The sequence below is a fragment of the Shewanella sp. NIFS-20-20 genome, from assembly GCF_019209865.1.
In the GTDB taxonomy this organism is placed as follows: Bacteria; Pseudomonadota; Gammaproteobacteria; order Enterobacterales; family Shewanellaceae; genus Shewanella.
Genome location: NZ_JAHUTT010000006.1, coordinates 1 through 25,666, shown reverse-complemented (window position 1 = coordinate 25,666; position 25,666 = coordinate 1). Strand labels below are relative to the sequence as shown.

The following is a 25,666-nucleotide window of genomic DNA, read 5'->3' as shown; positions in this document are numbered from 1 at the left end:
GGAAACCTGTTATGAGCGAACCTAAATTAGCCATCAATGAATACTTAAAAGCCGACAGTGATTATTTGCGCGGCACGATTAAGCAAGGCTTGTCGAGTCAACTGACTGGGGCTTTCAGTGACGGCGACCAACAGCTAATCAAATTTCATGGCTTTTATCAGCAAGACGATAGGGACTTAAGATTAGAGCGTAAGGCGCAAAAGCTGGAGCCCTTGTATAGCTTTATGTTGCGCGCCCGAGTTGCCGGCGGGGTGTGCACTCCCGCACAATGGCTCGCCGTGGATCGCATTGCTTCTGAGCTGACGCAGTCTGGCAGTATTCGGTTAACGACGCGCCAAACCTTTCAGTATCACGGTATTCCTAAGCGCAATTTAAAAACCTTAATCCAAGGATTAGATCGCCAAGCCCTAGACTCGATTGCCGCCTGCGGCGATGTTAACCGTAACGTGATGTGTAATCCTAATCCGTTGCAATCACGCCTGCATCAACAAGCGTATTACTGGGCCAAGCAACTTTCCGACGAACTCTTGCCCCACACCCAGGCTTATGCAGAAATTTGGCTCGATAAAGAGTTACTGGTATCCAACCAAGACGTCAATGTCGAACCTGTGTATGGCAGCACATATCTGCCACGTAAATTTAAAATGGCGGTGGCTGTGCCGCCAGATAATGACGTCGATGTTTACACCAACGATTTGGGCTTTATCGCGGTCGCCGATAACGATCGCTTGGTGGGATTTAACTTAGTGGCTGGGGGAGGCATGGGTACCACTCACGGGGACAGTCGTACCTATCCGCGTTTGGCTGATGACTTTGGTTTTATTGAGGCCGAAGATACCCTTGCCTTTGCCAAAGCCGTAATGACAGTGCAGCGAGATTGGGGTAATCGTGAGGACCGAAAATTATCACGGTTGAAATACACCATAGATAAATATGGTTTTGATACCTTTAAAGCCGAAGTTGAACGCCGAGCTGGCAAAGCCTTCACGCCAGCGCGAGAGGTCACGCTTGGGGATCGTGGCGATCGCTATGGATGGGTTGAGGGCGTCGATGGTCAATGGCACTTAACCTTATTTATTGAGGGTGGGCGGATTATTGATAATGATCAAGCCCACTTGATGACTGGGATGCGCGAAATTGCCCGTTGCCATCAGGGTGATTTTAGAATGACGGCAAATCAAAACATCATGATTGCCGGGGTCGCCAGCCAAGATAAGCCACGGATAGAGCAATTGGCGCGCGTCCACGGTTTATGGCGTGATGAATTAAGCCTGAGCCGAGCGCGCTCGATTGCGTGTGTGGCTTTACCGACTTGCCCGCTGGCAATGGCTGAGGCCGAACGTTATTTCCCGGAATTTATGGATAAGATAGACGGGCTGCAGCAAGCGCATGGGTTAGCGGCCCTGCCCATTGTCGTGAGAATGACGGGTTGCCCCAATGGTTGCGCGCGGCCATTTGCGGCTGAGATAGGTTTAGTCGGCAAAGCGCCGGGCCGCTACAACTTATACTTGGGGGCTAACTTTAGTGGCACTCGGTTAAACAAGTTATATCAAGAAAATATTGATGAAACTCAAATACTCACGATTATAGATGGCTTGTTTGCCGCGTACGCCGCGAATGCCGACGCTAACGAAGGCTTTGGGGATTTCTGTGTAAGAAGTCGAGTGGTTAACGCTGTGGTTGATGCGGCGAGGGATTTTCATCATGAATAATCTAGTATGGGACGATGCTGAAAAACAAGCATGGTTGGCAGCGCAAGCGCCCAATGTACAAGCGCTTGAGTTGCAAGCTATCAACCAAGAGCTGGCGCAAATGGAGGCGAGCGCAAGAGTGCGATGGGCGCAAACTCATTTGCCTGGTAATCAGGCGCTGTCATCTAGTTTTGGCATTCAGGCGGCGGTGATGCTGCATATGATGACACAAGCACAGCCAAATATTCCGGTATTGCTGACTGATACCGGTTATTTGTTTGCCGACACTTATCGATTTATTGATGAGCTTAAAGCGCGCTTGTCGCTCAATTTGAGTGTGGTGAGGGCGAGCATGTCTCCGGCATGGCAAGAGGCACGTTTTGGCCGGTTGTGGGAGCAAGGCTCTGACGGGCTCAATCGTTATAATCGGATCAATAAAATTGAGCCGATGGAGCGCGCATTAGCTGAGCATCAAGTACAGACGTGGTATGCGGGATTGCGTCGTAGCCAGGCGAGCACCCGTGCCAAGCTGCCGGTATTATCGATGCAAGCGGGTCGCTATAAATTTTTGCCCATTGTTGATTGGAGCAATAAAGATGTTTATGAGTACCTAAAGCTAAATGATTTGCCTTATCATCCGCTTTGGGAGCAAGGTTATGTCTCGGTTGGCGATTGGCACTCTAGTCAGCCATTAACTCTCGGAATGTCAGAAGAAGATACTCGATTCAATGGTTTGGGGCGGGAATGCGGTTTGCACTTTGATATTTAATCATGCTCTTGTGTTTCTAAGTGGTACAAAAGTACTAAATGTGGATAAGTTTTGTACTGTCATTAATCTGACATTAAAGTCCTTTAATCTTATAGATTCACAACGTTAGATTAGTTACTCTAACGCTGGTACAACTTTTGTACACTTTTTTCCACAAAGTTATGCACACGGTTATGAGTGTGTATAGACTCTGAAGTTCCCGTAGATGGTTTTGGGATGCACTTTATCGCAATCAAGGATGATTGCTGTGAATTAATGCGTTGAAATATTAAGTTGCGACTCGTTTTGATTTGCCTTGTTAATCAATAATTTAATTCGAAATCAAGTGCTAACTGAGACCCTCCTTGCTCTGCAAGGAATTGATTGACTTGCTGGCGCAGTCAATCCTTCCCCCCCGATTGGTAGCCGTGGATGCCAATCGGGGGAATGTCTCGGAAATCCATTGACCTCATCTTGTTTTCCCCCCTATGCTGTTTAAAAAATAACTACATCATGGATTGCACTATGCCCTTTGATATCTGCGAAACTTTGGAACTCAGCCGTTATCGCTCGTTAGTCGATTTAATCGAACAAACTTGTCAGAAATACGCCGATAAACCTGCCTTTGCTTGCCTTGGGAAATCCACCAGTTTTAGTGAAATCGAGCGTGACTCGCGTTATTTTGCCGCTTACTTACAACATAAGACGGATCTTAACGTGGGCGATCGCATCGCGATTCAATTACCGAACATTACCCAATTTGCCATCGCCGCCTTTGGCGCTTTGCGTGCCGGGTTAGTGTTGGTGAACACCAATCCGCTGTACACTGAGCGCGAACTGATCCATCAATTTAATAACTCTGGGGCGAAGGCATTGGTGGTGCTGTCCGATTTGTTGCCCACTTTAGCCAAAGTGGTCAGCAGTACCGAGATATCTTATGTGATTTCGACTCATCCATTAGATTTAATCGATGAGCAGGTTCAGCCAAAAACTGGGCTGAAAAATATTGCCTTTATGGCCTTGCTTGCCGAAGGCGCTAAGCTTGAATATCAGGCCGTCAATACTGGTCAGTCTGACTTAGCGGCGCTGCAATATACCGGTGGTACCACGGGGCTATCTAAAGGTGCGATGTTGAGTCATGCTAATTTGCTGGCTAACGCCTTGCAGTGTGAGGCCCGCTTAGGTAACCGCATTATCAAGGGCGAGGAAGTATTTGTTGCGCCGCTGCCCATTTACCACATTTATGCCTTCTTATTGAATTTGGTCGTGTATTTTGAGCAAGGCGGTTGCTCGGTGCTGATCCCGAATCCGCGAGATATACCAGCCTTAATCAACACCATGGCAAAGTATCCGTTCACAGGATTTGCCGGGTTGAACACCTTATTTGTGGGGTTATGTCATCAGCCTAATTTTAAAGCGTTGGATTTTAGTCATTTAAAAGTGACCATTTCAGGGGGGACAGCCTTAACACAGGCGGCATCGGATCTGTGGCTTAATACGACGGGGTGCACCATCAGTGAGGGCTATGGCTTATCTGAAACGTCACCCGTGGTCTCACTTAACTGTCCGGGTCAAGAAATGTTAGGCACCATAGGTCGGCCGGTGTTAGACACCCAAGTGAAAATCCTCGATCTTGACGACAATGAAGTGGCGATGGGGGAGGCTGGTGAGCTCGCGGTTAAAGGGCCGCAAGTGATGCAAGGCTATTGGCAACGACCCGAAGATACCGCCGCGGTGATGACCGACAATGGCTTTTTTAAGACCGGAGACATCGCGATTGCACTCGAAAATGGTATGTATAAAATTGTCGATCGTAAAAAAGACATGATTATCGTGTCTGGTTTCAATGTGTATCCGAATGAAGTTGAAGATGTTTTGTCTTCACATCCCAGCATTTTAGAATGTGCCGTGGTGGGGGTGAGTGACGATAAAAGCGGTGAAACGGTGCGAGCCGTGATTGTATTAACGCCAGAGGTTGTGGCCAGTGATGCCTTGGCTACGGAAATCAAACAATATTGTGCGACCCAGTTAACCGCCTATAAATTGCCGAAGACTCTCGACTTTGTTGAGCAATTACCTAAGAGTACCGTCGGTAAGATTTTGCGGCGCCAGCTTAGAAGTTAGTCGGTGATTGAGCTGGTATTAACGGGCTAAACCACTAACAATGGCAGAGAGTTATACGACTCTACTGCCATTTTTTATGTGTCCATCAGGCCGCTTCGATTATGGCTTTAGTGGTGCAAGTACCTGACGGCCATCTCAGTGCGCGATTTCGCATTCGCTTTACGCAATAGATTTTTGACATGCACTTTAACTGTGCCCTCGCTGATATGTAGCTTCTCAGAGATATCGCGATTGCTTTTCCCTTCGGCCAATTCTTGCAGAATTTGCAACTCCCTTGGCGTTAATTGCGCGATCCAATCTTCTTCATTGGGGGCGAGTGGCTCAAATTGATAATCGCTGACCGAGGCACTAATCACTCGATGGCCTTGCATGATCTGTTTGAGTTGTTCCAGCAATAAATCAGGCTCAGTGTCTTTGAGCAAATAGCCATCAGCGCCAGCGCGCAGTAATTTAACCACGTCAGTCTTGGCATCTGATACCGTTAGAATCACAATCCGGGAAGTTACCCCTTCTTGGCGCATGGCATTTAACGTGTCGAGTCCGGTCATGCCCTTCATGTTTAAATCGAGCAAGATGATCTCAGGCTCTTGGGATTGCAATAGATTGAGGGCATCCAAGCCGCCAGTCGCTTCACCAAATAATGTAAAATCGTCATCCGACGCCAGCAATTGGCAGATGCCGCGGCGAAATAGGGGATGGTCATCAACCACTAAGACTGAATAAGGCTTACTCATTAAGCAAACTCCCGAGATGGAAAGCGCAAACTGACGCAGGTGCCGCCAGAAGTATTAGTGGTAAATTCTACCACACCAATTAACTTCGCGGCGCGTTCTTGCATAATTCCGAGGCCAAAATGGTGATCGCGCTCGCGAACATGCGCTATGCCAATGCCATCGTCATCGATGCTGATATTAACCTGCTTGGCCATGAGTCTGGCTGTCACGTTAATGTGTTTAGCCCCCGAATGCTTAATGGCGTTGAGTACCGCTTCGCGGGTGATCTGAATAATATGAATGTGCTGATTGGCATTGATTTGGTGAGATTTCAGCTGGTAATCGAGTTGAATACTCACCTCGGTTTGTGTTCGAAGTTGCTCAATCATATCTTTAATGGCGTTCCCTAAATGAGGATCGCTGATGGTTAATCTAAAGGTCGACAGTAACTCCCTCAGCTGCGCATACGCCGTGTTAATTCCCTCATTAATTTCCTGCAATTGCATATCGATTTTATCGCTATGCACTTCTTTCTTAAGAGATTTACTTAAGAGGCTAATTTGTATTTTCAGAAATGCCAACAATTGCCCTAGGGAATCATGTAACTCACGGGCGATGGTGCCACGCTCTTCAAGCAAGGCCAATTGTTGTTGCTTATCGTCGAGACGTTTTAAAATCAGGGTGCGGGCCAGCATCATGGCAAAGTTGGTCAGTAGAGCGCTGTTGGGTTGATGTTCGCTGGTGGCTCGCAGGTAGCCAAGTTGCACGCCTTCGTAATCCAGCGAAAAGTCATAATTCGGCTGTTGGTTGGCATTGGTATCATCGCCCAAGGAAATGACATGATCGCCTTCATCAATGGTGAGGCTCACGGCGATAAAATCTTCATACCCTTTGAGCTGAAATAATGCTTGCTCAATGGCTTGAGAATCAAATTTATGGGTATGCAACATCCAAAGGGTATCGTACAAAAAACCCAGTTCATTATTGGCGCGACTTAACGCCAAGGTTTTATCGACGACTTGTCGTTCTAGATCTTGATATAATGCCGACAATTCGGTGGCCGTACTGGAGAGGGCCTGACCCAGTGAGCTTAATTCGATGAAATCAGATTGGGGCATGGGCACATTAAATTGCCCCTTAGAAATGGCATTAGCAGCCTCCATCATGCCTTGTAAGGGCCTGACAACTTTCTTGCGGGTATAGCGAACCGCCAATAGGGCCAATAATAACATCATGCCAAGACCGACCACTTGGCTAATGGCCAAAACCTTGAGTTTAAATTCGGCATGGTGCTCCATTTCAAGCACCAGCAAATCAATGCTGTCGACAAAGTTGCGCAAGGATTGACTGTATTTTCTGGAATCCTCATTGGCGGCAAAGTGCTTCATTTTTTGCCACTTGTCGATGACTAACCCATATTGGTCACCGAGGGCTTTGGTCGATGACCAGTCGATTAATTGTTGTAATTCTTTCGAGTGTAAGGTTTGTTCAAAGTCATCAATACTTGACTGGACCTTGTCACTGCCGGCATTGGCATAAAATAACAAGCGGTAGCTTTGCATTCGCAACGAGCCGGAGGCGTTAATGGCTTTGGCATCGCCAAGGCTATAACTCAAGCTGACAATAGCAAAACAAGCTAAGCCACTGGAGAGCAAAATAAGCACCATCATTAAATTGACAATGGTTGAGGTCAGACTGTGTTGTTTCATTGAGGCCGCAGGTTTTATAAATATCGCCCTAGGATAGGCATTGGCGGCAATCACGGCAAGTCGCGAAAACTGGCCACAGCAGTCGTTGGCGAATCTATGAGCTAGCTCTTTGATTATATTAGCCATTGCTAAGCAAGTTAATTAAATGTAAAAAATGTGATCAATGACACATTAGGATCTTGATCCAGCGCATGTTTAGCTCCGGATACCCCCTAAGGGGTATATTTTTACTCCGTAATTCCCTCTATTTTTTGCCTTAGATGACACCTTGAGGGTGGACTAAAAAAGCACGGGAGCAAAAGATGATGAAATTAGGTAACACCAGAGCGCTAAACGCCTTCGTGGCTGGTTGCTTTATGGCCGCCAGCGCCATGGCAAGCGACCAAACCGAACCTCGTAATGAAGTTTACAAAGATAAGTTTAAAAATCAGTACGAAACTTGGCACCAAACCAGCGAAAGCGAAGAAATTGTCGATGCCTTAGCCCAAGATCCTAATCTAGTTATCCTGTGGGCCGGTTATGGCTTTGCGAAAGATTACAACAAAGCCCGTGGCCATATTTATGCCGTCACCGACGTACGCAATACCTTGCGTACTGGCGCTCCAATGACAGATACCGATGGTCCAATGCCAATGGCATGTTGGAGCTGTAAGAGCCCCGATGTACCTAGAATGATAGAAGAGCAAGGTGAAGATGGTTACTTCAAAGGTAAGCTAGGTAGTGGCGGTGCTGAAATCGTTAATTCTATCGGCTGTAGTGATTGCCATGAAAAAGGTTCGCCAAAGTTACGCATATCACGTCCTTTCGCTGAGCGTGGCTTAGACGCTATCGACATGCCATTTGATGAAGCCTCTCGTAAAGACAAGCAGTCAATGGTTTGTGCTCAGTGTCACGTTGAATACTACTTTGAGAACACAGCCGACAAAAAAGGTTGGGTGAAGTTCCCATGGGATCAAGGCACCTCGGTTGAAGACATGGAAGCCTATTACGATGCGATTGAATTCAGTGACTGGACTCATGCATTATCGAAAACGCCCATGCTAAAAGCTCAGCACCCAGGTTATGAAACTTGGATGGCCGGTGTGCACGGTAAAAACAATGTGAGTTGTACCGACTGTCACATGCCGAGAGTGACCGCTGAAAATGGCCGTAAATTTACCGACCATAAAGTGGGTAACCCGTTTGATCGTTATGAGGAAACTTGTGGTACTTGTCATACTCAAGACAAGGCCTTTATGGAAAATCTGACGAAAGAGCGTCAACACAATGTGAAAGAGTTACAACTGAAAGCCGAAAAGCAATTAGTTCAAGCTCACTTTGAAGCGGCAGCAGCTTGGGAAGCCGGAGCTAGCGAAGCTGAAATGGCACCGATCCTGAAAGATATCCGTCACGCCCAATGGCGTTGGGACTACGCCATTGCTTCGCACGGTGTTGCGGCTCATGCCCCAGATGAAGCACTGCGAGTATTAGGCTCGGCGGTTGATAAGGCGGCGGATGCTCGGGTTAAATTAGCGCAACTGTTAGCAAGCAAAGGGGTGAAGCAGCCAATCGCGATCCCAGATATCTCTACCAAAGCTAAGGCGCAAGCTGTGCTGGGAATGGATATGGACAAGATGCGTGCTGACAAAGAAGCCTTCAAGCAGCAAGTGTTGCCTAAGTGGGATGCTGAAGCTAAGGCGCGTGAAGCAACTTACTAATCAACTCCTGATTGAGTGAGGTTAAAAACGCCCAGCTGATGCTGGGCGTTTTTTTATTTAATCAGGTTAAGCAGCTGCTTAAATCGTTCACCGCTGGCTTCATGTTGGAGCTCAAACAGTAACGATTCGACCGTATGGATCTGAGCACCCATGGCCTGCATCATTTGAATGCCCACGAGATAATCTTGTTTGCTGCGTGATGACATAGCATCCACCACAATAAAGACTTCAAAGCCTGCTTGCAGTAAGTCTCGGCAAGTTTGGTAGACACAGATATGCGTTTCGATCCCCGCCAACACAACCTGCTGACAATGACTGTCGCTTAACGCTTGTACAAATTGCTCATTGGCCATGGCGCTGAAGTGGCCCTTGGCGATCGCCGGTCCATAGTCGCTCAATAAAGCTTGGAGTGACTCGCTGGTCTGTCCGAGTTTGTCAGGTAATTGTTCGACCCACAGTAGCGGGCGCTCAAATAAGGGCCAGGCACTGATCAATTTATGTAATTGCCGATGCAGTTCTTTTGAATGTCGCACACTTTGTGCCAATTTTCCCTGAACATCAATTAAGGCAAACACGCACTTATCTCGTTCTAACATAACCTTGCTCCTTGAGTGACTTAGTGTGAGTGTGCACTCTGCTCGATGTCGGTGCAAGTGATTAATAAATGCACGTATTTGGTGCGTATATTCGCACTTTCTGCGGGCATGAAAAAGCTATTTCTTTAAAAATCAAATGGATGCAGATGTGGCCTGAACATTGAAATGCATGGTTATCACAAATCAAAAATCATATTGGAGATGAGGATGAAGCTGGTAACCGCAATTATTAAGCCGTTTAAGTTAGATGATGTACGGGAGGCGATTGCAGGCCTTGGCATCGAGGGCATGACAGTGACTGAGGTTAAAGGCTTTGGTCGTCAAAAAGGACATACTGAGCTTTATCGTGGCGCTGAATACCAAGTGGATTTTTTACCCAAAGTGAAACTGGAAGTCGCGACTCGTAGTGACAATGTCGATCACTTAATTGAAGCCATCATTGCCGCCGCTCATACCGGCAAGATTGGTGATGGCAAAATCTTTGTCAGCTCGTTAGAGCAAGTGATCCGGATCCGCACCAGTGAAACTGACAGTGACGCCTTATAAGGGGGATATGATGGAAGAATTAGCACAACTAGACTTAAGCGTTACTCAAGTTAAATTTGCGCTCGACACCTTTTACTTTTTGATCTCAGGCGCGTTAGTCATGTGGATGGCTGCTGGATTTGCCATGTTAGAAGCGGGTTTAGTGCGCTCTAAAAATACCACCGAAATTTTAACTAAGAATTTATGTCTCTATTCAATTTCATGCATCATGTTTTTGTTGGTGGGATATAACATCATGTATGTCGATAATAGTGTCGGTGGTTGGCTGCCCACACTGGGTCATTTGATTGGCGAAGATAGCGGTGACTTAGGCCATTCATTGGAGTCTGACTTTTTCTTTCAGGTAGTGTTTGTGGCCACCGCCATGTCAATCGTGTCTGGCGCAGTGGCTGAGCGCATGAAGCTGTGGTCATTCTTAGCGTTTTGCGTGGTGCTAACCGGCTTTATCTATCCGGTTGAAGGCTATTGGACTTGGGGCAAGGGCTTTTTAGCTGAGGCAGGATTTGTGGATTTTGCTGGCAGTGGTATCGTCCATATGGCCGGGGCTTCAGCCGCATTAGCCGGGGTATTATTGCTCGGTGCTCGCAAGGGGAAATACGGGGCCAATGGTCAAGTCAATCCTATTCCGGGCTCTAATTTACCGTTAGCGACCTTAGGAACGTTTATTTTATGGATGGGCTGGTTTGGCTTTAACGGTGGCTCTCAGCTGGCCATTAGTGATGTCGAAAATGCATCGGCAGTGGCGACCATCTTCGTCAATACTAACTCTGCTGCCGCCAGTGGTGCTATCGCGGCCTTATTAGTGTGCAAGATGGTGTGGGGCAAGGCGGATTTAACCATGATCTTAAATGGTGCTTTAGCTGGCCTGGTGGCGATAACGGCTGATCCTCTGTCACCTTCGTTAGTGTTGGCCGCGTGCATCGGTGCTGTCAGTGGCGGTTTAGTCGTATTCTCGATTGTGGGACTCGACCGCCTTAAAATTGATGATCCCGTTGGCGCGATTTCTGTCCACGGTTCCGCCGGTATTTTAGGCTTGATGTTAGTCCCGCTCTCCAATCCTGATGCCAGCTTAGTGAAACAGTTATTTGGTGCGGGCATCATTTTTGCCTGGGTGTTTGGCTGCTCATTGGTGGTGTGGTTGGTGCTGAAATTGACCTTAGGGATCCGGGTGACAGAGGAAGAAGAATATAATGGTATGGATGTTTCCGATTGTGGTATCGATGCCTATCCTGAATTTGTCTCGGTGAGAAATGCAAATTAACCTACACTCAAGCAGAGGGTTTTGTTAACGTAAAAGGCAGCCAAATGGCTGCTTTTTGGTCTGTTAAACATATGTCTGTTAAACGTAGGGAGTGGTGGCGATGGCAAGATTATGGGCCTTAATGTTAGTGCTGGTGGCCGCGCCTCAAGGCATGGCTGGTACTGTCATCGTTAGAGATAGCCGTGAGCCTTTTGATGCGTTTGCCGTGCGGGATGCATTTAAAGAGCAAAAAGCGTGGCAACAAACCTTAGCCAACGAGCAGCAAATTCGCATATTACAGGCGTTGCCTGTCAGTTGTATTTTAGTGCCATCGCCTCGGCCAGAGCCAAGGCACCAAGGTCATGGCGGCCGTGATTATCAATGTGGTCAGCACTACTATCGGCCTTTTCAATACCAAGGACGAGAGCTATATATCGGGATTTCGCCGCCAAGCTCCGGCTCTCAATAATGGCTTTTTTCCTCTATAGTCATAAGAGTAACTATGGAGGACATTGCCATGAGATACCTGCTGCTTCTACCTTGGATACTCATAGGTTTATCTGGGTGTGCTAGCCAGCCGCCATTGCCCTCTTGGCACAGTTTGTTAGCCGATGAGGCGTTTCCTACGGTTGATAACGGGCCGAGCCCGGCCGAGGTGTTTGCCCTCAATAGCCAAGTAACCCAGGAGTTAAGCCAAAAACTTCGCAGTGATCAACGGACTCAAGGGAGTCGATTCCAGGCGCATCGTTGGCTGGCCAATGAACTCGACAGTAGTCAAGGGCATTTTTCATACAATGGCAATTTGACCCAAACCGCCGCGCAAACCTATAGCAACCGCCAAGGCAATTGCATGTCATTAGTGATTTTGGCGTCGAGCATGGCCAAGGTCTTATCTATTCCAGTGTCATATCAAGTCGTAGAAGTTCTTCCGCATTGGGATAGACAGGGGCAGTTCTATTTAATCAATGGCCATATTAATGTGCGTTTACACCCGCCGCGAGATGCCAATGTGGTCAATTTTTCTCGTGGCGTGGTGTTGGATTTCTTGCCGGAACGCTCGATACGTCGTTATCGCGAATACGATGTCAGTGAAGCTACCGCCTTAGCCATGTTTTATAATAATTTGGCGGCGGAGGCCTTGATTGACGGTCAGACCGCTAACGCCTATGGCCTCATCAAACAGAGTTTACGCCACGATCCGCATTTGAGTATGGCTGTGAATACCTTGGCGCTCATTTATCGGCAAAAAGGATTAGATACCCAGGCGGAAAAAGCCTATCGCTATGGTATTAGGCTTGAGCCTGATGACATGAGTGTCTTGCATAATTTATCGATATTGTTGGCCTCGCAAGGGCGGCTGGAAGAATGGGCACAAGTCCATAAGAAGATTGAGTTAGCTCGGATTGCTAATCCATTTTATTACTATGACATGGGCGAAATAGCGTTTGCTGAAGGGCGTTATAACGCGGCGATTGATTGGTATCAAAAAGCGCTCGCTAAAGCCGACTATCGTCCCGAGTTTTATCATGGTTTGGCCAAGAGTTATCACAGTCAGGGCAAAGCCGGTTTGGCTCAAAAGTTTTTACAAAAAGCCCTTGCCCTCAGCGCCGATGAGAAACAGCGGCATCTTTATCAAGGTAAGTTACTCAGTTTGGCCAATATTGCCAGTTAGAAACTGATAAACAACTGCGAGTAACTTTATCAGTTCACTGTGATTGTGAAAATATCTATTGATGTTTGCCCGTTTGGTTGCAAATAGATCTCCTGCTGGTTAAATTGCTAGGTCGGCCTAGATTATCTAGGTCGCCAATATCTGCTGCCCGTAACGGAGATTAGCCATGCACTTTCAAAATGATGATGTACGCATCAACGAAGTTAAAGAATTACTGCCCCCGATTGCGGTGCTTGAGCGATTTCCTGCTAGCGAAGCGGCCTCTGCGACGGTATTTTCGGCTCGAGCTGCGATCGCATCATCCTTACAAGGGCATGATGATAGGTTGCTCGTAGTGATAGGACCATGCTCGATTCACGATCCCGCAGCGGCGCTGGAATATGGTGAGCGTTTGTTGGCCTTGCGCCAACAGTATCAAGCGGATTTGAATATCGTGATGCGAGTGTATTTTGAAAAACCTCGTACCACGGTTGGCTGGAAAGGCTTAATCAATGATCCGTATCTAGATAACAGCTTTAAGCTGAACGATGGTTTGCGTACGGCAAGGCAGTTGCTGCAGCAACTGAATCACAGTGGCATGCCGACCGCTGGGGAGTTTTTGGATATGATCACCCCGCAATACGTGGCCGATCTCATGTGTTGGGGTGCGATTGGCGCTCGCACGACCGAATCACAAGTGCATCGCGAGTTGGCCTCGGGATTGTCGTGTCCGGTGGGGTTTAAAAATGGGACTGATGGCACCATTAAAGTCGCTATCGATGCCATCGGTGCGGCGGCGGCCCCCCATCACTTTTTATCGGTGACTAAGTTTGGTCATTCGGCGATTGTATCGACCAAGGGCAACCCTGATTGCCATATTATTTTGCGTGGAGGACGGACGCCTAACTATAGTGCGGCGGATGTTCAAGATATCAAAACGCAGTTAGTCAAAGCGCAATTGCCCGCCAAGATTATGATTGATTGCAGCCATGCCAATAGCCAAAAAGATTATCGCCGCCAATTGGTGGTGGCAGAAGATGTCTGCGCGCAATTAGCCGCGGGCGAAGACGCTATCGTTGGGGTGATGATCGAAAGTAATTTAGTTGAAGGTAATCAGCCACTGACATGCCTTGAAGAGATGACTTACGGCCAAAGCATTACCGATGCTTGTATTGGCTGGCAAGCAACTGAGCAGGTGTTAGCTAGATTAGCGCAGGGGATTCAAATGAGACGAGCGGCTCATCAGTCATAATTAGCATCCCCTCACTCCCTGAGGGTAAATGCTTGGGGAGTTATTGGGTGTGTTCGCTTAAATAACGATTCGCTTCAGCGAGGCTGCCAAATGAAGCGATTAAATTGTTGCGTCCTTTATCTTCAATTTCTGGGTTACCTGATTCGAGCATCATCCATACCCATGTTTTAATCAGGGGTAAGGGTGGATGCATGGCTTTTGCATTGTCCAACATAGCTTTCCTTCAACTCATTATTATTGTTTGCATTATCTAGCGATATTTTTGTATCAAATTAGTTTACGCTAGGTAGGTAAATCGTATCAAATTATTGTGTGTTGTAAAATCAAAAGCTAGTCAAAAACGGGTTGTATTCCCTGTGTTTGCGCGATTATTAATCATTTATGCCAAGGGGTCATATGCGTTCTGTCACCTCCACCGATCCGCGCCCTGCGAAATTACATTGGTCAGTTATTAGCTTGTTGTGGCCCTACTTATTGGAGTTTAAAGGGCGGGTATTATTAGCACTGGCATGCCTGGTCGCGGCCAAGTTAGCCACTATCGCCATGCCGTTTGTGTTAAAAGACTTGGTCAATGCCTTAAGTGATAAGCCTGTAATAGGCACCCTCATGGTGCCGCTCGCCTTAGTGCTGAGTTATGGGGCGCTGCGATTTATTTCGGTGATTATTGGAGAGATCCGCGATACCTTGTTTGGTCGGGTCACCGAAAGAGCGATCAGGCGCTTAGGGCGAGCAGTGTTTGATCATTTGCATCGCTTAGATCTCAGTTTTCACCTCGATCGGCAGACGGGGGGCTTGTCCCGCGATATTGAACGCGGCACCAGTGGAGTCTCATTCTTGATGCGATTTATGATTTTCAATATCGTGCCGACGCTGTTTGAAATTGCGGTGGTCATCGGTATTTTTTGGGATCAATACGGTTGGCCATTTGCCTTGTTAATTTTATTGGCGGTGGTGGCCTATGGTGCCTTTTCTGTGGTGGTGACTGAGTGGCGTACCGACTATGTCCGTGATGCGGCGATTGCCGACTCGAATACCAATACTCGCGCTATCGATAGCTTGCTGAATTATGAGACAGTTAAGTATTTTAATAATGAGCAATACGAATCCACTCAATATGATAATGCCTTAGCCGGCTGGGAGCGTGCCAAGCGCAATAATCGTTTATCCTTATTGGTGCTCAATGCCGGCCAAGCATTAATTATTGCCGCCGCCATGACCATCATGATGTATATGGCCGCCAAGCAGGTGACCGTAGGCGATATGACAATTGGTGATTTTGTGTTGGTGAATGCTTTTATGCTGCAACTGTTCTTACCGCTGAACTTCTTGGGGTTTGTCTACCGAGAGATTCGCGGGGCACTGGCGAACATTGAGCGTATGTTTGCGTTATTAGCCCTTAAGCCGAAAGTAGTGGATAGCGAGCATGCCATTAACGCCATTGCCGGCCCTGGTCATGTTCGCTTTGAGCATGTGGGTTTTGGCTATGGCGAGCAACAGATATTGTGCGATATTAGTTTTGATATCGCCCCTGGCACTAAGGTGGCCGTGGTTGGGGATTCGGGGGCGGGTAAGTCGACCTTAATCAAACTATTATTCCGTTTCTACGATGTTAGCCACGGGCGAATAAGTCTCGATGGCGTGGATATTCGTGACTTGAGCCAACAAAGCCTTAGGCAAGCATTGGCTATCGTGCCGCAAGATACCGTCCTGTTTAATGACACGATTTTAGAAAATATCCGTTACGGTCGACCGACAGCCAGCGACCGTGAGGTGAGCGCGGCGGCAGAGATGGCCTATTTAGCCGACTTTATTCAGCGTTTACCTCAAGGTATGGCCACTAAAGTTGGCGAGCGTGGCATGAAGTTATCAGGCGGAGAGAAGCAGCGGGTGGCGATTGCCAGAGCGATTTTAAAAGGCGCGCCAATGTTAGTGTTTGATGAAGCGACATCATCGTTGGATAGTGGCGCCGAACAAGCCATCTTACAGGCGATTAATGCGGTTGCGCACAAGCGAACGTCCTTGGTGGTTGCACATCGATTATCCACCATAGTTGATGCCGACACTATCTTAGTTATGCACGGTGGCCGGATTGTCGAAAGTGGTCATCATTATGACTTATTGAGCAAAAATGGGTATTACGCCAAACTTTGGCACATCCAGCATCAACAAGCACAAGGGAAGGGGAAGCAATAAGTCATAGAACAGCCAAGCAAAACGCTAGGGGCGATGATGCGCGGTCAGTCAGCGTATCATCCACTTAACCGTGCTGGTCGCCATGTTGCTGCCAACCGTCACAAATGAGTGGATGAGCATCGTTATTGAGTTTGGTTAAATGAAAAATCTGACCTTGGCGTAAACACAGCATTTGACCTTCGAGCTCTGTCAGACGGCGGCAGTTTCGGCAACTCACGCTAGCAGTTTTATTAACAGAAATCATGGGTTCGGTATTCATGTGGTTTCAATGTCCTTTGATAATTCGGCAGATAACTCCTGCTCGCAAAAATGCGCATCAATGTGACTTTGCGCACCTTTCGTGGGGCATGATATAAACATTTTTGTATAAATACAAATCAAATTGCTGGTTAATTATTTAAGTTATCTAGTTGTTTTTGATTTGTATTTTTTGGTTTGAGTTTGGGTGTTTTTGCTGTGTTGCTAGTGTTGTGTAAATGGGGGTGTAGATTTTTTTAGGCTGGCCGATAAGAACATAAAGGCATTAGCTTAGGCAGGCACTATGGACACTTCATTGCCCCAATCAACCGCCGTTAGTGACACTGCGGTTCGTCGCAGTCCTGGCGACCCTGTCACCATTGCCGATTATCGCACCAGCAGCAAACTGCTCAGTCGCCAGTTACTGCAGGCCGACATTGCGGTGGCCATGGCAGTGCAGTTAGAGAGTCAGCAAGATCCCAGTGCCTTATTTTTTGCCTCGGTCGCGCAATCGATAGCTGAGCAAGTCGGGAAACTGCAACAATCGCATGGCCAAATGGCCGCGTATTCTCAAGCGCAGGACGTTAGTCAATCATCATGGCAATCAACCACGGATAAATTACAGCAGTTAGCTCATTCATCGCTGTATCATGCGGCGCAAGACACATCAGGAGAGCCACTGCAACAGTATGGTCAGCAATTACTCAATGCCATTGAGCGGGGAATGAACCAAGCGAAAAAGAGCCTGCAAGAAATGGGCGTCTTGGATCAGGCACAACTTGAGGCGATGACTCAAGCGTATGAATCTATTCAGCATGACATCAGCCGAGTGCTTAGCGAGTTTGACCAATAATAATAAATGAATGATGAAATTTTGCGCTTGTGGTCAGCTCAAAATGTGTCTTATGCTGACAACATCATTGATGAGTTGGGAAACAGTATGTGGGTCACGGCAAAAGTGCTTGAACGTATTGATTGGAATGACAAATTATTTTCGCTGAAATTGACTCCAGGGATCACGGACTTTACTGCTGGCCAGTTTATTAAGCTGAGCCGAGTGCGCGATGATAAACGCATTGCCAGAGCCTATTCTCTGGTGAACCCACCGGGTAAAGATTATTGTGAAGTACTGGCCGTGGCGGTAGAGGGCGGTGAGCTCTCTCCACATTTACGCGCGATGGCGGTGGGAGATGAAATAGACATCACCGCCAGCGCCGCAGGTTTTATGACGTTGCAAGAGGTGCCTGCAGGATTCAAACACTTGTGGTTGCTCTCTACTGGCACCGCCGTGGGTCCCTTTATCTCAATGATGCTGACCGATGAACCTTGGCACAAGTTTGAAAAGCTTGTGCTGGTGTATGGGGTGAGGCAAGTCCAAGATTTAGCATATTTAACGCAATTACGCGCACTGGAACAACGATACCCGCAGCAGTTTAAGTTAGTGATCAGTGTGACTCGGGAGTCCTACGCGGGTGGCTTAAATTGCCGCATTCCTGAGGGCTTATCCTCTGGCGCCATTGAGGCGGCTGCGGGAGTGAGCTTAAATGCAGAAGATTCTCAGGTGATGCTGTGTGGTAACCCCGAGATGGTGGCGGATGCGAATAACTATTTACTGAGCCGAGGCTTAACCAAAAATCTTCGTCGCGTCCCCGGTAATATTACTCTGGAAAAATATTGGTAATACTATGAAGACATTACTTTATTCTCAGGCATCACCCTATGCTCGTATGATCCGAGTGATGGCGGGCGTGTTAAATATCACCGACATGCAACTTGAGTTAGTCAATCCGTTTGATAATAGTCAGCGTCTGTTAGAAGCCAATCCTTTGGGCAAGGTCCCCTGTTTATTGCTCAGTGATGGCAGTGCGTTATTTGATAGTGAAGTGATTGCACGCTTTATCGATCACTCGGCTAATCATGCCAGTTTATTTGCAGCGCCTGGGGCTGAGTGGCAGCGTCAATGTCAATATGCATTAGTGATCGGCATGTTAGATGCCGCAGTGGCGTTAAGGCAGGAGCAAATGCGCGCCGCCGAAGGGTTAGCTTCGGATTTTTGGCGCGGTCGTTATGAGCAAAGCTTGCTGCGAAGCCTCAGGCAAATTGAACATTCCGGCATCATTGCCGCCTGCGAACTGAACGCCGAGCGTATCGCCTTGGTGTGCTTGCTCGATTATCTCGATTTTCGCCACAGAAATTTAGACTGGCATAAAGTGGTGCCTGCGGTTGCTAAGTGGCATCAAGCATTGAGCCCGTTACCGGTATTTGCAGATACGCGTCCGAGTTAACACCGCCTCGGTGACGGCAGCACTGAAAAGCTTCGGGTCGGCAACGGCCCGAAGCTTTTTTTGACCATAAAAATCTGCCGAGATGTGTTTACAAGGCTGAAGGGTTTAGTTTACTATCAGTCACAATTGATAATTATTATCATTCACATACGCATTAAGCTTGAGTGAGATTACAAGGAGTTGTTCATAATGAGAGTACTATCTGGGGTGGTGATGGCTGCGGTCATGATGTCGTCGGCTCCTGCGCTGGCAGCAGACAGTGTGACTGTATATTCTTATCGTCAACCGTTTCTGATTGACCCAATATTGCAAGATTTTACCGCTAAGACGGGCATTGAGGTGGACGTGGTGTTTGCCAAAGATGGTATCGCCGAGCGCTTAACGCGTGAAGGTCGATTATCTCCGGCGGATCTCGTACTGACCTCTGACTTCTCGCGCTTAATGGAGTTAGTGGATAAGCACTTAGTGCAGCCGCTGGACAGCACTATTATCGATGCCGCCATTCCAGCGCAATTTCGCTCACCTGATGATTTATGGTTTTCGTTAACCAAGCGGGTGCGCAATATCTACTCGTCAAAAGCGCGTTTAGGGGCGATTGATATTAATTATGAAGATTTAGCATCGCCACAGTTTAAAGGTAAAATCTGTACGCGCAGTGGTAAGCATCCGTATAACGTGGCCTTAGTGGCATCGATGCTTGCTCACCATGGTGAAGCGGATACCAAAGCTTGGTTAGAAGGCCTAAAAGCCAACTTAGCGCAGCGTCCGCAAGGCAATGATCGCGCTCAAGTGAAGGCGGTAAAAGAAGGGTTATGTGATATTGCTATCGGCAATAGCTATTACCTCGGCAGCATGATGATGGACCCGAATCAGCAAGCTTGGGCGCAAGCCGTTGCCATTAACTTCCCCAATCAAAGCAATCGCGGTGCCCATATTAATGTCTCTGGTATGGCCATGGCCAAACATGCGCCTAACCGTGCTGGCGCGCAAGCCTTGATGGAATACTTAGCTTCCGCCGAGGCGCAAACCAAGTATGCCGAAGTGAATTTTGAGTATCCGGTCAATCCTAAAGTGCAACCGTCCGAGATGGTGGCATCTTGGGGTCAATTTACCGAAGATGCATTGCCTATTCAGGCATTGGCCGACAATCACAGTGCAGCGGTGAAACTACTGGATGAAGTTAAGTTTGATATGTAAACTGCCAAAAAAGCTTAATCATCTGATTTAGCTGTTGTATTTGGAAGATTCATGATTCTTACCCTGTCGCGGCGCTGGTCTTTCAGCGCCATGGTGATTGCCTTTATTATTTGCGCACCTCTGGTGGCGCTCGCGGTCCAATCTTTAGCACCGAGCCATGATGTGTTTCGGCATTTGGCGAATACTGTCCTCTCTGATTATGTGATCAACACGCTGATGTTGGTGGGGTTAGTCGCGGTTGGGGCATTAGTCTTGGCTTTGCCTGCCGCATTTTGGGTGGCCCGTTGCCAATTCCCTGGCCGCAGCTGGCTGCAGTGGGCGCTATTACTGCCCTTATCTATGCCTGCCTATATCGTCGCCTATATTTACACCGACTTACTCGACTATGCTGGCCCGGTTCAGCGCGGGTTAAGGTGGTTGTTTGAGTGGCAAGGACCGCAAGATTACAGCTTTTGGCAGGTGCGTTCGCTAAGCGGCGCCGCAGTGATGTTGGCACTAGTATTATTTCCCTATATTTATTTGCTGGGTCGTACCGCCTTTACCGAACAATCCATTAGTTTGCCGCAAGCGGCCAAAGTGATGGGAGCCAGTAGCTGGCAAATTTTTTGGCGAGTGTCATTGCCTCTGGCAAGACCTGCCTTAGCTGTCGGCGTGTCCTTGGTGGCGATGGAAACCGCCGCCGATTTTGCCACCGTCAGTTACTTTGCTGTCCCCACCTTAACCACCGGCGTTTATGATGCTTGGTTAGGTTATGGCAGTATGACCACCGCCGCGCGGTTGTCGATGATGATCTTATTATTGGTGTTGGTGTTGGTGGGCAGTGAACGTTTTGCTCGCCGCAAACAACAGTTATTTCAAAAATCAGGCCAAGGCGCCAGTATGGCGCTACAGACCTTGCCAAGGCTTCAGGGCTGGTTGATCAGCGCATATTGCCTGACGCTATTGTTGTTCGCGTTTATTGTGCCTATGTTGGTGTTGCTGCACTACAGTATCGATTATTTCGAGGTCAGCTGGCACAGTGATTTTTGGCGTTATAGCCTTAACAGTTTATCGCTCGCCATCGTTGTCAGCCTGTTATGTATTTTGCTGGCATTATGCTTGCAATTTGTCAGTCGTGTTAGCCCACGCCCGTTGGATGCTTTGCCGGCGCGAGTGTCAACCTTAGGTTATACCTTGCCCGGCACGGTTCTGGCCATTGCGGTACTTATCCCATTAACTTGGCTCGACTTTGCCATCAATGACAGCTTGAGATACCTAGGCTTAGCTCAACCGGGATTACTGCTCACGGGCTCTTTAATTGCGCTAGTGTTGGCGTTTTGCATTCGTTTTGCCGCGATTGCCATTGGCAGTGTTGAAGGCAGCTACAAGCGTATAAGCCCCAGCCTTGATATGGCGGCGCTGACCATGGGCGCTAAGCCATTAGGGTTATTCTTGAAGGTGCACTTGCCCTTGCTGAAAAAAGGCATTTTGGCTGGCATGTTACTGGTGTTTATTGAAAGCATGAAAGAGCTTCCCGCCGCCTTATTATTGCGTCCCATAGGTTATGAAAATTTGGCGACCTATGTGTTCCAGTATGTGTCCGATGAACAGCTAGAACATGCCGCCTTAGGGGCCGTTGTGATTGTATTAGTTGGGTTACTCCCGTTATTTATTTTGAATCGTTCGATGGAGCAAAAATGAGTGCCCTTATTCCACCCACAGTGATCCATTCGCCTTCCGTAGAGCTGATGATTGATAAGCTTAGCAGTCACTATCAAGGGGTCTCGGTGTTACATGAATTGAGCTTAGTGCTCGAGCAGGGACAAATTTTGGCATTGCTCGGTCCCAGTGGTTGTGGAAAATCTACGCTGTTACGAGCCATTGCCGGTTTGCAGCCGATGAGTGCCGGTACCTTGATATTATCAGGCAAAACCTTGTGTAGCCCTGAGCAGTTTGTCCCCGCTGAGCAGCGCGGTATGGGGATGATTTTTCAAGATTATGCATTATTTCCTCACCTCAATGTCGCCGACAATATCGTCTTTGGTTTAAGCAACACCCCGAAAGCTCATTATCAGGCCATCGTCGATGATATGTTGGCGTTAGTGAGGTTAGAGGGGCTGGGTCATCGTTATCCCCATGAATTGTCTGGCGGCCAGCAGCAACGGGTCGCCATTGCGAGAGCCTTAGCCTACCAACCACGATTACTGTTACTGGATGAACCCTTTTCCAATATCGATGCACAAGTTCGCCAAGCGCTAATGAGCGAGATCAGGGATATTCTCAAGGCAAGACAAGTGAGTGCAGTATTTGTGACTCACAGTAAAGAGGAGGCGTTTGCCTTTGCCGATCAGCTGGCTATTTTGGCGCAAGGCAGTATCTTGCAACAAGGCCCAGCTCAGTCGCTGTACGCGCGGCCATCATCGCCTTATGTGGCCAATTATCTTGGCCAAGCGAATTACGCCCATGTCACTGTGATGACAGAGCATCAGGTTGATTCTCCTTTAGGAGTTGTCGTCAGCAGCGAGCCTTTGGCTCAAGCCATTGGCACACAAGGGCAGTTGCTTGTGCGCCCTGAGTCATTGCGTTTGACGGCGAATGAACAAGGCGCCGGGCAAGTGATCCAGCGGCAGTTTTTAGGCTATGGTTGTGATTACTTAGTGGCGCTGGGTGAGTTGCAGTGGCAGGTGAGATCCACACAGCCGTTTGAACTGGGGGCGCGGGTCGACATTGAGGTGCTTCGTCATCCCTTAATCATATTTCCTTCGCAATAATGTCTGGCTTTTCGATATTTTTTGTTATTTATAACAATCAATTCGTGATTTATTAATCACTTGGCGTCATAGTATCTCTGGTGTTATTTTGAACAGCGGGGGTGTTATGCAGACACATTGTCGATTAAATTGCAGGCGCGCTATGCTGGTGGCGCTACTGACGCTGTGGTCAGCTGCCGCTACCGCAGTCGATAGAATTAGTGGCGCCTCCTTTGCCACTCGTTCAGTGATCTACGCCAGTGACGCAATGGCGGCCACCAGTCAGCCACTTGCCACCCAAGCCGCCTTAGATGTGATGCGTCGAGGCGGTAATGCCATCGATGCCGCCATTGCCGCCAATGCCATGCTTGGACTTGTTGAACCGACCGGTGCCGGTATCGGTGGCGATTTATATGCCATGGTGTGGAGCGCTAAAGATAAGCGTTTGTATGGACTTAATGGCTCAGGGCGAAGTCCGATGGCGCTCACGGCTGCAGAGTTCGAGCGGCTCGGGATCCGTCAGATCCCGCCCTATGGCGTGTTACCTATTAGCGTCCCCGGAGCTGTCGATGCTTGGTTTAGCTTGCATCAGCGCTTTGGCCAACTGCCAATGACAGACATTTTAGCCCCCGCCATTCACTATGCCGACAAGGGATTCCCTGTCAGCCAAGTGGTGGCCCATTATTTAGCGCTAAGTGCGCCTAAACTCTCGAAGTATCCCGGTTTTAGCGAAACATATATGGTTAATGGTCAGATGCCGGCAGAGGGGGAGATGTTTAGTAACCCCGACTTAGCATCGACCTACAAGTTATTAGCGCAACAGGGCCGTGACAGCTTTTATCAAGGGGAAATCGCCAAGGGTATTGTGTCCTATCTACAGCAACATGGTGGCTATTTATCGTTAGCAGACCTCGCCAATCATCGCAGTGAGTGGGTGACCCCAGTCTCGGCCAATTACCGGGGCTATGATGTGTGGGAACTGCCACCTAACGGCCAAGGCATTGCCGCCCTGCAAATTTTGAAAACCTTAGAGCCTTTTGATATCGCAGGCTTAGGCCAAACAAGCCCCGAATATGTGCACCTATTTGTGGAAGCCAAAAAGCTGGCATTCGCCGATAGGGCTAAATTTTATGCTGACATGGATTTCGCCAAGGTGCCTGTGAGCGAATTAATTTCGGCGCACTATAACCAAGCCCGCAGTCGTCTTATTCAGCCAAATAAGGCGGCCAAATCTGTCGATGCCGGTCATCCGGGGCTGGAACATGGCGATACTGTCTATCTGACCACGGCCGACAGTGAAGGCAATATGGTGTCCTTAATCCAAAGTAATTATCGCGGAATGGGCTCAGGTATGACTCCGACAGGGCTGGGATTTGTGTTACAAGACCGTGGTCAATTGTTTGATTTAACGCCGGGCAGAGCGAACAGTTATGCCCCTGGCAAACGTCCGTTTCATACTATTATTCCTGCGTTTATTACTAAAGATGGCGCTCCTTTTATGAGTTTTGGGGTGATGGGCGGGGCGACTCAACCACAAATGCATGCGCAAATTGTGATTAACATGATAGATTTTGGCATGAATATTCAAGAAGCTGGAGATGCGCCGCGGATTGTACACTCAGGATCGAGTCAGCCGACGGGGGAGCAGATGTCAGATGGCGGGGTGGTTAGCCTCGAATCGGGATTCCCCTTTGCCACTCGACGAGCGCTGCAAGCCAAAGGTCATCAACTCAGGGATGACACTGGGGTATTTGGCGGTTATCAAGCGATTGCGATTCACCCAGTGTCAAAGGCGTATATGGCGGCCTCAGAAAGCCGTAAGGATGGTCAGGCAGCGGGATACTGAGTGTGGTCAGGCTCACACTTCTCTTAGTTGTTTTGATCTTTATACTGCGTGCATAGTCAAAGTTATTGATAATATGGAAAAATGACTTTGATAGGAATGCAATGATTATGGATAACCAGCTTATGCCTCGTGAGCAACTTGGGATATGTGCTGAAGGTAACCTTCATAGCATCTATTTGATGTTGAGTGCCAATGATGGTGCAGAAAAAGCGTTAAGAAGCACCTTAGCCTCAGTCGCCCAGCATATATTTGAAAGTGCTGATACCCATAGCGATTGTGCCTTTAATGGCTTTATTGCCATCGGTGCCAATTACTGGGATACCTTATATCCTAACTCGCGCCCAGCTAAGTTACAGGCATTTCCCGCCATGACCGCCGCCCATACTGAGGCGCCGGCATTGGAATATGATGTCTTTGTGCACTTGCGTTGCGATCGCTACGATATCTTGCATCAAATTGGCAATGAATGCTGTCAAATGCTCGATGGCTTGGTCGAGTTGGTGGATGAAGAGCGGGGCTTTAGGTATCAAGATAGCCGAGATCTAACCGGTTTTGTTGATGGCACTGAAAACCCGAAAGGTCAGCACCGACAGGCCGTCGCGTTAGTGGGCGATGAAGATAAAGCCTTTAAAGGCGGCAGCTATATTCATGTGCAAAAATATGCGCATATGTTGCCAAAATGGCAACGCCTGGCGCTAAAGAAGCAAGAAGATATTATTGGTCGAACCAAGCAGGATAATATTGAATACGCTAGCGAAGACAAACCATTAACCAGCCATATTAAGCGGGTCAACTTAAAAGATGCCCAAGGCAATAGCCTTGAAATATTACGTCAAAGCATGCCTTATGGTTCGATGAAGCACCAAGGCTTGATGTTTATTTCTGTGTGCCGTGAGCCGAGTCATTTTGAATTAATGCTGCGCAGTATGATCCATGGCGATGAACAGGGGCATCACGACCATTTATTGCACTTTACTCGTGCGGTCACGGGATCGTCGTTTTTTGCTCCCTCGTTAGATCTGTTGTTACGAGACGCTGACTGATCTTACCGGGCGCTGGCATTAACAAAAAACGCACCCAGTGGGTAATGCCGATCAGTTAAGACAGATCGCTTGACGATCTCACTGAAAGGATCAAAATCCGATGACCCCTTGTCATCGGATTTTTTTATGCAACTTTCAGAAGCTTTGGCGCGTACTCATATCAATCGTC

The 25,666-nt window shown here is 48.0% G+C and carries 23 protein-coding genes; 18 read left to right on the top strand and 5 right to left on the bottom strand.

Annotated elements, in window-relative coordinates:
* Nucleotides 1-11 precede the first annotated feature (11 nt).
* The 3 genes from cysI (at nucleotide 12) to KU855_RS03120 (ending at nucleotide 4,563) form a co-directional block, all read left to right on the top strand.
* Nucleotides 12-1,712 (top strand): assimilatory sulfite reductase (NADPH) hemoprotein subunit, encoded by a 1,701-nt coding sequence (cysI, locus tag KU855_RS03130; RefSeq protein WP_218528894.1) that lies wholly within the window; start codon nucleotides 12-14, stop codon nucleotides 1,710-1,712.
* Entirely contained in the window at nucleotides 1,705-2,460 is a 756-nt protein-coding gene (locus KU855_RS03125; RefSeq protein WP_256260852.1) for a phosphoadenylyl-sulfate reductase, read from the top strand. Before cysI ends, KU855_RS03125 begins: the two co-directional genes overlap by 8 nt.
* Before the next feature lie 504 nt (nucleotides 2,461-2,964).
* The gene (locus KU855_RS03120) at nucleotides 2,965-4,563 is read left to right on the top strand and encodes an AMP-binding protein (protein ID WP_218528892.1); all 1,599 of its coding nucleotides are present in this window, start codon (nucleotides 2,965-2,967) and stop codon (nucleotides 4,561-4,563) included.
* Between the two features lie 107 nt (nucleotides 4,564-4,670).
* Here KU855_RS03120 and KU855_RS03115 read toward each other — a convergent pair whose 3' ends face one another.
* Entirely contained in the window at nucleotides 4,671-5,297 is a 627-nt protein-coding gene (locus KU855_RS03115; protein WP_218528891.1) for a response regulator, read from the bottom strand.
* Nucleotides 5,297-7,111: a nitrate/nitrite two-component system sensor histidine kinase NarQ gene (gene narQ, locus KU855_RS03110; RefSeq protein WP_371316316.1), complete on the bottom strand. Its 1,815-nt coding sequence runs from the start codon at nucleotides 7,109-7,111 to the stop codon at nucleotides 5,297-5,299. Before narQ ends, KU855_RS03115 begins: the two co-directional genes overlap by 1 nt.
* 176 nt (nucleotides 7,112-7,287) lie before the next feature.
* Between narQ and nrfA the strand changes: the two genes are divergently transcribed.
* Entirely contained in the window at nucleotides 7,288-8,682 is a 1,395-nt protein-coding gene (gene nrfA / locus KU855_RS03105; RefSeq protein ID WP_218528890.1) for an ammonia-forming nitrite reductase cytochrome c552 subunit, read from the top strand.
* Between the two features lie 53 nt (nucleotides 8,683-8,735).
* Here the strand turns inward: nrfA and KU855_RS03100 are convergent, their stop codons facing one another.
* Entirely contained in the window at nucleotides 8,736-9,278 is a 543-nt protein-coding gene (locus KU855_RS03100; protein ID WP_218528889.1) for an isochorismatase family protein, read from the bottom strand.
* A gap of 207 nt (nucleotides 9,279-9,485) precedes the next feature.
* Between KU855_RS03100 and KU855_RS03095 the strand changes: the two genes are divergently transcribed.
* The 5 genes from KU855_RS03095 to aroG all read left to right on the top strand — a co-directional run bounded on the left by KU855_RS03095 (nucleotide 9,486) and on the right by aroG (nucleotide 13,967).
* Nucleotides 9,486-9,824 carry a P-II family nitrogen regulator gene (locus tag KU855_RS03095; RefSeq protein ID WP_218528888.1) on the top strand — a complete coding sequence of 113 codons (339 nt, stop codon included), beginning with the start codon at nucleotides 9,486-9,488 and terminating at the stop codon, nucleotides 9,822-9,824.
* Nucleotides 9,825-9,834: 10 nt separating this feature from the next.
* Nucleotides 9,835-11,085 (top strand): ammonium transporter, encoded by a 1,251-nt coding sequence (locus KU855_RS03090; protein WP_218528975.1) that lies wholly within the window; start codon nucleotides 9,835-9,837, stop codon nucleotides 11,083-11,085.
* Between the two features lie 100 nt (nucleotides 11,086-11,185).
* The gene (locus KU855_RS03085; RefSeq protein ID WP_218528887.1) at nucleotides 11,186-11,533 is read left to right on the top strand and encodes a hypothetical protein; all 348 of its coding nucleotides are present in this window, start codon (nucleotides 11,186-11,188) and stop codon (nucleotides 11,531-11,533) included.
* Nucleotides 11,534-11,581: 48 nt separating this feature from the next.
* Nucleotides 11,582-12,736 (top strand): tetratricopeptide repeat protein, encoded by a 1,155-nt coding sequence (locus tag KU855_RS03080; RefSeq protein ID WP_218528886.1) that lies wholly within the window; start codon nucleotides 11,582-11,584, stop codon nucleotides 12,734-12,736.
* Nucleotides 12,737-12,902: 166 nt separating this feature from the next.
* Nucleotides 12,903-13,967 carry a 3-deoxy-7-phosphoheptulonate synthase AroG gene (aroG, locus tag KU855_RS03075; RefSeq protein WP_218528885.1) on the top strand — a complete coding sequence of 355 codons (1,065 nt, stop codon included), beginning with the start codon at nucleotides 12,903-12,905 and terminating at the stop codon, nucleotides 13,965-13,967.
* 40 nt (nucleotides 13,968-14,007) lie between these two features.
* Here the strand turns inward: aroG and KU855_RS03070 are convergent, their stop codons facing one another.
* Entirely contained in the window at nucleotides 14,008-14,181 is a 174-nt protein-coding gene (locus tag KU855_RS03070; protein WP_218528884.1) for a hypothetical protein, read from the bottom strand.
* Between the two features lie 182 nt (nucleotides 14,182-14,363).
* Here KU855_RS03070 and KU855_RS03065 point away from each other — a divergent pair, with 182 nt between their 5' ends.
* The gene (locus tag KU855_RS03065) at nucleotides 14,364-16,160 is read left to right on the top strand and encodes an ABC transporter ATP-binding protein/permease (RefSeq protein ID WP_218528883.1); all 1,797 of its coding nucleotides are present in this window, start codon (nucleotides 14,364-14,366) and stop codon (nucleotides 16,158-16,160) included.
* Nucleotides 16,161-16,224: 64 nt separating this feature from the next.
* Here the strand turns inward: KU855_RS03065 and KU855_RS03060 are convergent, their stop codons facing one another.
* The gene (locus tag KU855_RS03060) at nucleotides 16,225-16,419 is read right to left on the bottom strand and encodes a hypothetical protein (RefSeq protein WP_256260851.1); all 195 of its coding nucleotides are present in this window, start codon (nucleotides 16,417-16,419) and stop codon (nucleotides 16,225-16,227) included.
* A gap of 282 nt (nucleotides 16,420-16,701) precedes the next feature.
* Here KU855_RS03060 and KU855_RS03055 point away from each other — a divergent pair, with 282 nt between their 5' ends.
* The 8 genes from KU855_RS03055 (at nucleotide 16,702) to KU855_RS03020 (ending at nucleotide 25,497) form a co-directional block, all read left to right on the top strand.
* Nucleotides 16,702-17,250, top strand: a complete 549-nt coding sequence (locus tag KU855_RS03055; RefSeq protein WP_218528882.1) for a DUF5610 domain-containing protein — start codon at nucleotides 16,702-16,704, stop codon at nucleotides 17,248-17,250.
* 87 nt (nucleotides 17,251-17,337) lie between these two features.
* On the top strand, nucleotides 17,338-18,078 hold the full coding sequence (locus tag KU855_RS03050; protein WP_218528973.1) for a ferredoxin--NADP reductase: 741 nt from the start codon (nucleotides 17,338-17,340) through the stop codon (nucleotides 18,076-18,078).
* A gap of 4 nt (nucleotides 18,079-18,082) precedes the next feature.
* Nucleotides 18,083-18,682 (top strand): glutathione S-transferase N-terminal domain-containing protein, encoded by a 600-nt coding sequence (locus KU855_RS03045; protein WP_218528881.1) that lies wholly within the window; start codon nucleotides 18,083-18,085, stop codon nucleotides 18,680-18,682.
* Between the two features lie 213 nt (nucleotides 18,683-18,895).
* Complete coding sequence (locus tag KU855_RS03040) at nucleotides 18,896-19,879, top strand: Fe(3+) ABC transporter substrate-binding protein (protein ID WP_371316317.1); 984 nt, start codon at nucleotides 18,896-18,898, stop codon at nucleotides 19,877-19,879.
* Between the two features lie 51 nt (nucleotides 19,880-19,930).
* Nucleotides 19,931-21,559, top strand: a complete 1,629-nt coding sequence (locus KU855_RS03035; RefSeq protein WP_218528879.1) for an iron ABC transporter permease — start codon at nucleotides 19,931-19,933, stop codon at nucleotides 21,557-21,559.
* Nucleotides 21,556-22,629, top strand: coding sequence for an ABC transporter ATP-binding protein (locus KU855_RS03030; RefSeq protein WP_218528878.1), 1,074 nt, complete (start codon nucleotides 21,556-21,558; stop codon nucleotides 22,627-22,629). The genes KU855_RS03035 and KU855_RS03030 overlap by 4 nt, the downstream gene beginning before the upstream one ends.
* A 142-nt stretch (nucleotides 22,630-22,771) precedes the next feature.
* On the top strand, nucleotides 22,772-24,454 hold the full coding sequence (gene ggt / locus KU855_RS03025; RefSeq protein WP_218528877.1) for a gamma-glutamyltransferase: 1,683 nt from the start codon (nucleotides 22,772-22,774) through the stop codon (nucleotides 24,452-24,454).
* A gap of 107 nt (nucleotides 24,455-24,561) precedes the next feature.
* On the top strand, nucleotides 24,562-25,497 hold the full coding sequence (locus KU855_RS03020; protein ID WP_218528876.1) for a Dyp-type peroxidase: 936 nt from the start codon (nucleotides 24,562-24,564) through the stop codon (nucleotides 25,495-25,497).
* Nucleotides 25,498-25,666: the final 169 nt, after the last annotated feature.

Excerpts from the sequence above, each read along its gene's own strand:
- cysI (WP_218528894.1), top strand. The coding sequence starts at position 12 with ATGAGCGAACCTAAATTAGCCATCAATGAATACTTAAAAGCCGACAGT.
- KU855_RS03125 (WP_256260852.1), top strand. The coding sequence starts at position 1,705 with ATGAATAATCTAGTATGGGACGATGCTGAAAAACAAGCATGGTTGGCA.
- KU855_RS03120 (WP_218528892.1), top strand. The coding sequence starts at position 2,965 with ATGCCCTTTGATATCTGCGAAACTTTGGAACTCAGCCGTTATCGCTCG.
- KU855_RS03115 (WP_218528891.1), bottom strand. The coding sequence starts at position 5,297 with ATGAGTAAGCCTTATTCAGTCTTAGTGGTTGATGACCATCCCCTATTT.
- narQ (WP_371316316.1), bottom strand. The coding sequence starts at position 7,111 with ATGGCTAATATAATCAAAGAGCTAGCTCATAGATTCGCCAACGACTGC.
- nrfA (WP_218528890.1), top strand. The coding sequence starts at position 7,288 with ATGATGAAATTAGGTAACACCAGAGCGCTAAACGCCTTCGTGGCTGGT.
- KU855_RS03100 (WP_218528889.1), bottom strand. The coding sequence starts at position 9,278 with ATGTTAGAACGAGATAAGTGCGTGTTTGCCTTAATTGATGTTCAGGGA.
- KU855_RS03095 (WP_218528888.1), top strand. The coding sequence starts at position 9,486 with ATGAAGCTGGTAACCGCAATTATTAAGCCGTTTAAGTTAGATGATGTA.
- KU855_RS03090 (WP_218528975.1), top strand. The coding sequence starts at position 9,835 with ATGGAAGAATTAGCACAACTAGACTTAAGCGTTACTCAAGTTAAATTT.
- KU855_RS03085 (WP_218528887.1), top strand. The coding sequence starts at position 11,186 with ATGGCAAGATTATGGGCCTTAATGTTAGTGCTGGTGGCCGCGCCTCAA.
- KU855_RS03080 (WP_218528886.1), top strand. The coding sequence starts at position 11,582 with ATGAGATACCTGCTGCTTCTACCTTGGATACTCATAGGTTTATCTGGG.
- aroG (WP_218528885.1), top strand. The coding sequence starts at position 12,903 with ATGCACTTTCAAAATGATGATGTACGCATCAACGAAGTTAAAGAATTA.
- KU855_RS03070 (WP_218528884.1), bottom strand. The coding sequence starts at position 14,181 with ATGTTGGACAATGCAAAAGCCATGCATCCACCCTTACCCCTGATTAAA.
- KU855_RS03065 (WP_218528883.1), top strand. The coding sequence starts at position 14,364 with ATGCGTTCTGTCACCTCCACCGATCCGCGCCCTGCGAAATTACATTGG.
- KU855_RS03060 (WP_256260851.1), bottom strand. The coding sequence starts at position 16,419 with ATGAATACCGAACCCATGATTTCTGTTAATAAAACTGCTAGCGTGAGT.
- KU855_RS03055 (WP_218528882.1), top strand. The coding sequence starts at position 16,702 with ATGGACACTTCATTGCCCCAATCAACCGCCGTTAGTGACACTGCGGTT.
- KU855_RS03050 (WP_218528973.1), top strand. The coding sequence starts at position 17,338 with ATGTGGGTCACGGCAAAAGTGCTTGAACGTATTGATTGGAATGACAAA.
- KU855_RS03045 (WP_218528881.1), top strand. The coding sequence starts at position 18,083 with ATGAAGACATTACTTTATTCTCAGGCATCACCCTATGCTCGTATGATC.
- KU855_RS03040 (WP_371316317.1), top strand. The coding sequence starts at position 18,896 with ATGGCTGCGGTCATGATGTCGTCGGCTCCTGCGCTGGCAGCAGACAGT.
- KU855_RS03035 (WP_218528879.1), top strand. The coding sequence starts at position 19,931 with ATGATTCTTACCCTGTCGCGGCGCTGGTCTTTCAGCGCCATGGTGATT.
- KU855_RS03030 (WP_218528878.1), top strand. The coding sequence starts at position 21,556 with ATGAGTGCCCTTATTCCACCCACAGTGATCCATTCGCCTTCCGTAGAG.
- ggt (WP_218528877.1), top strand. The coding sequence starts at position 22,772 with ATGCTGGTGGCGCTACTGACGCTGTGGTCAGCTGCCGCTACCGCAGTC.
- KU855_RS03020 (WP_218528876.1), top strand. The coding sequence starts at position 24,562 with ATGGATAACCAGCTTATGCCTCGTGAGCAACTTGGGATATGTGCTGAA.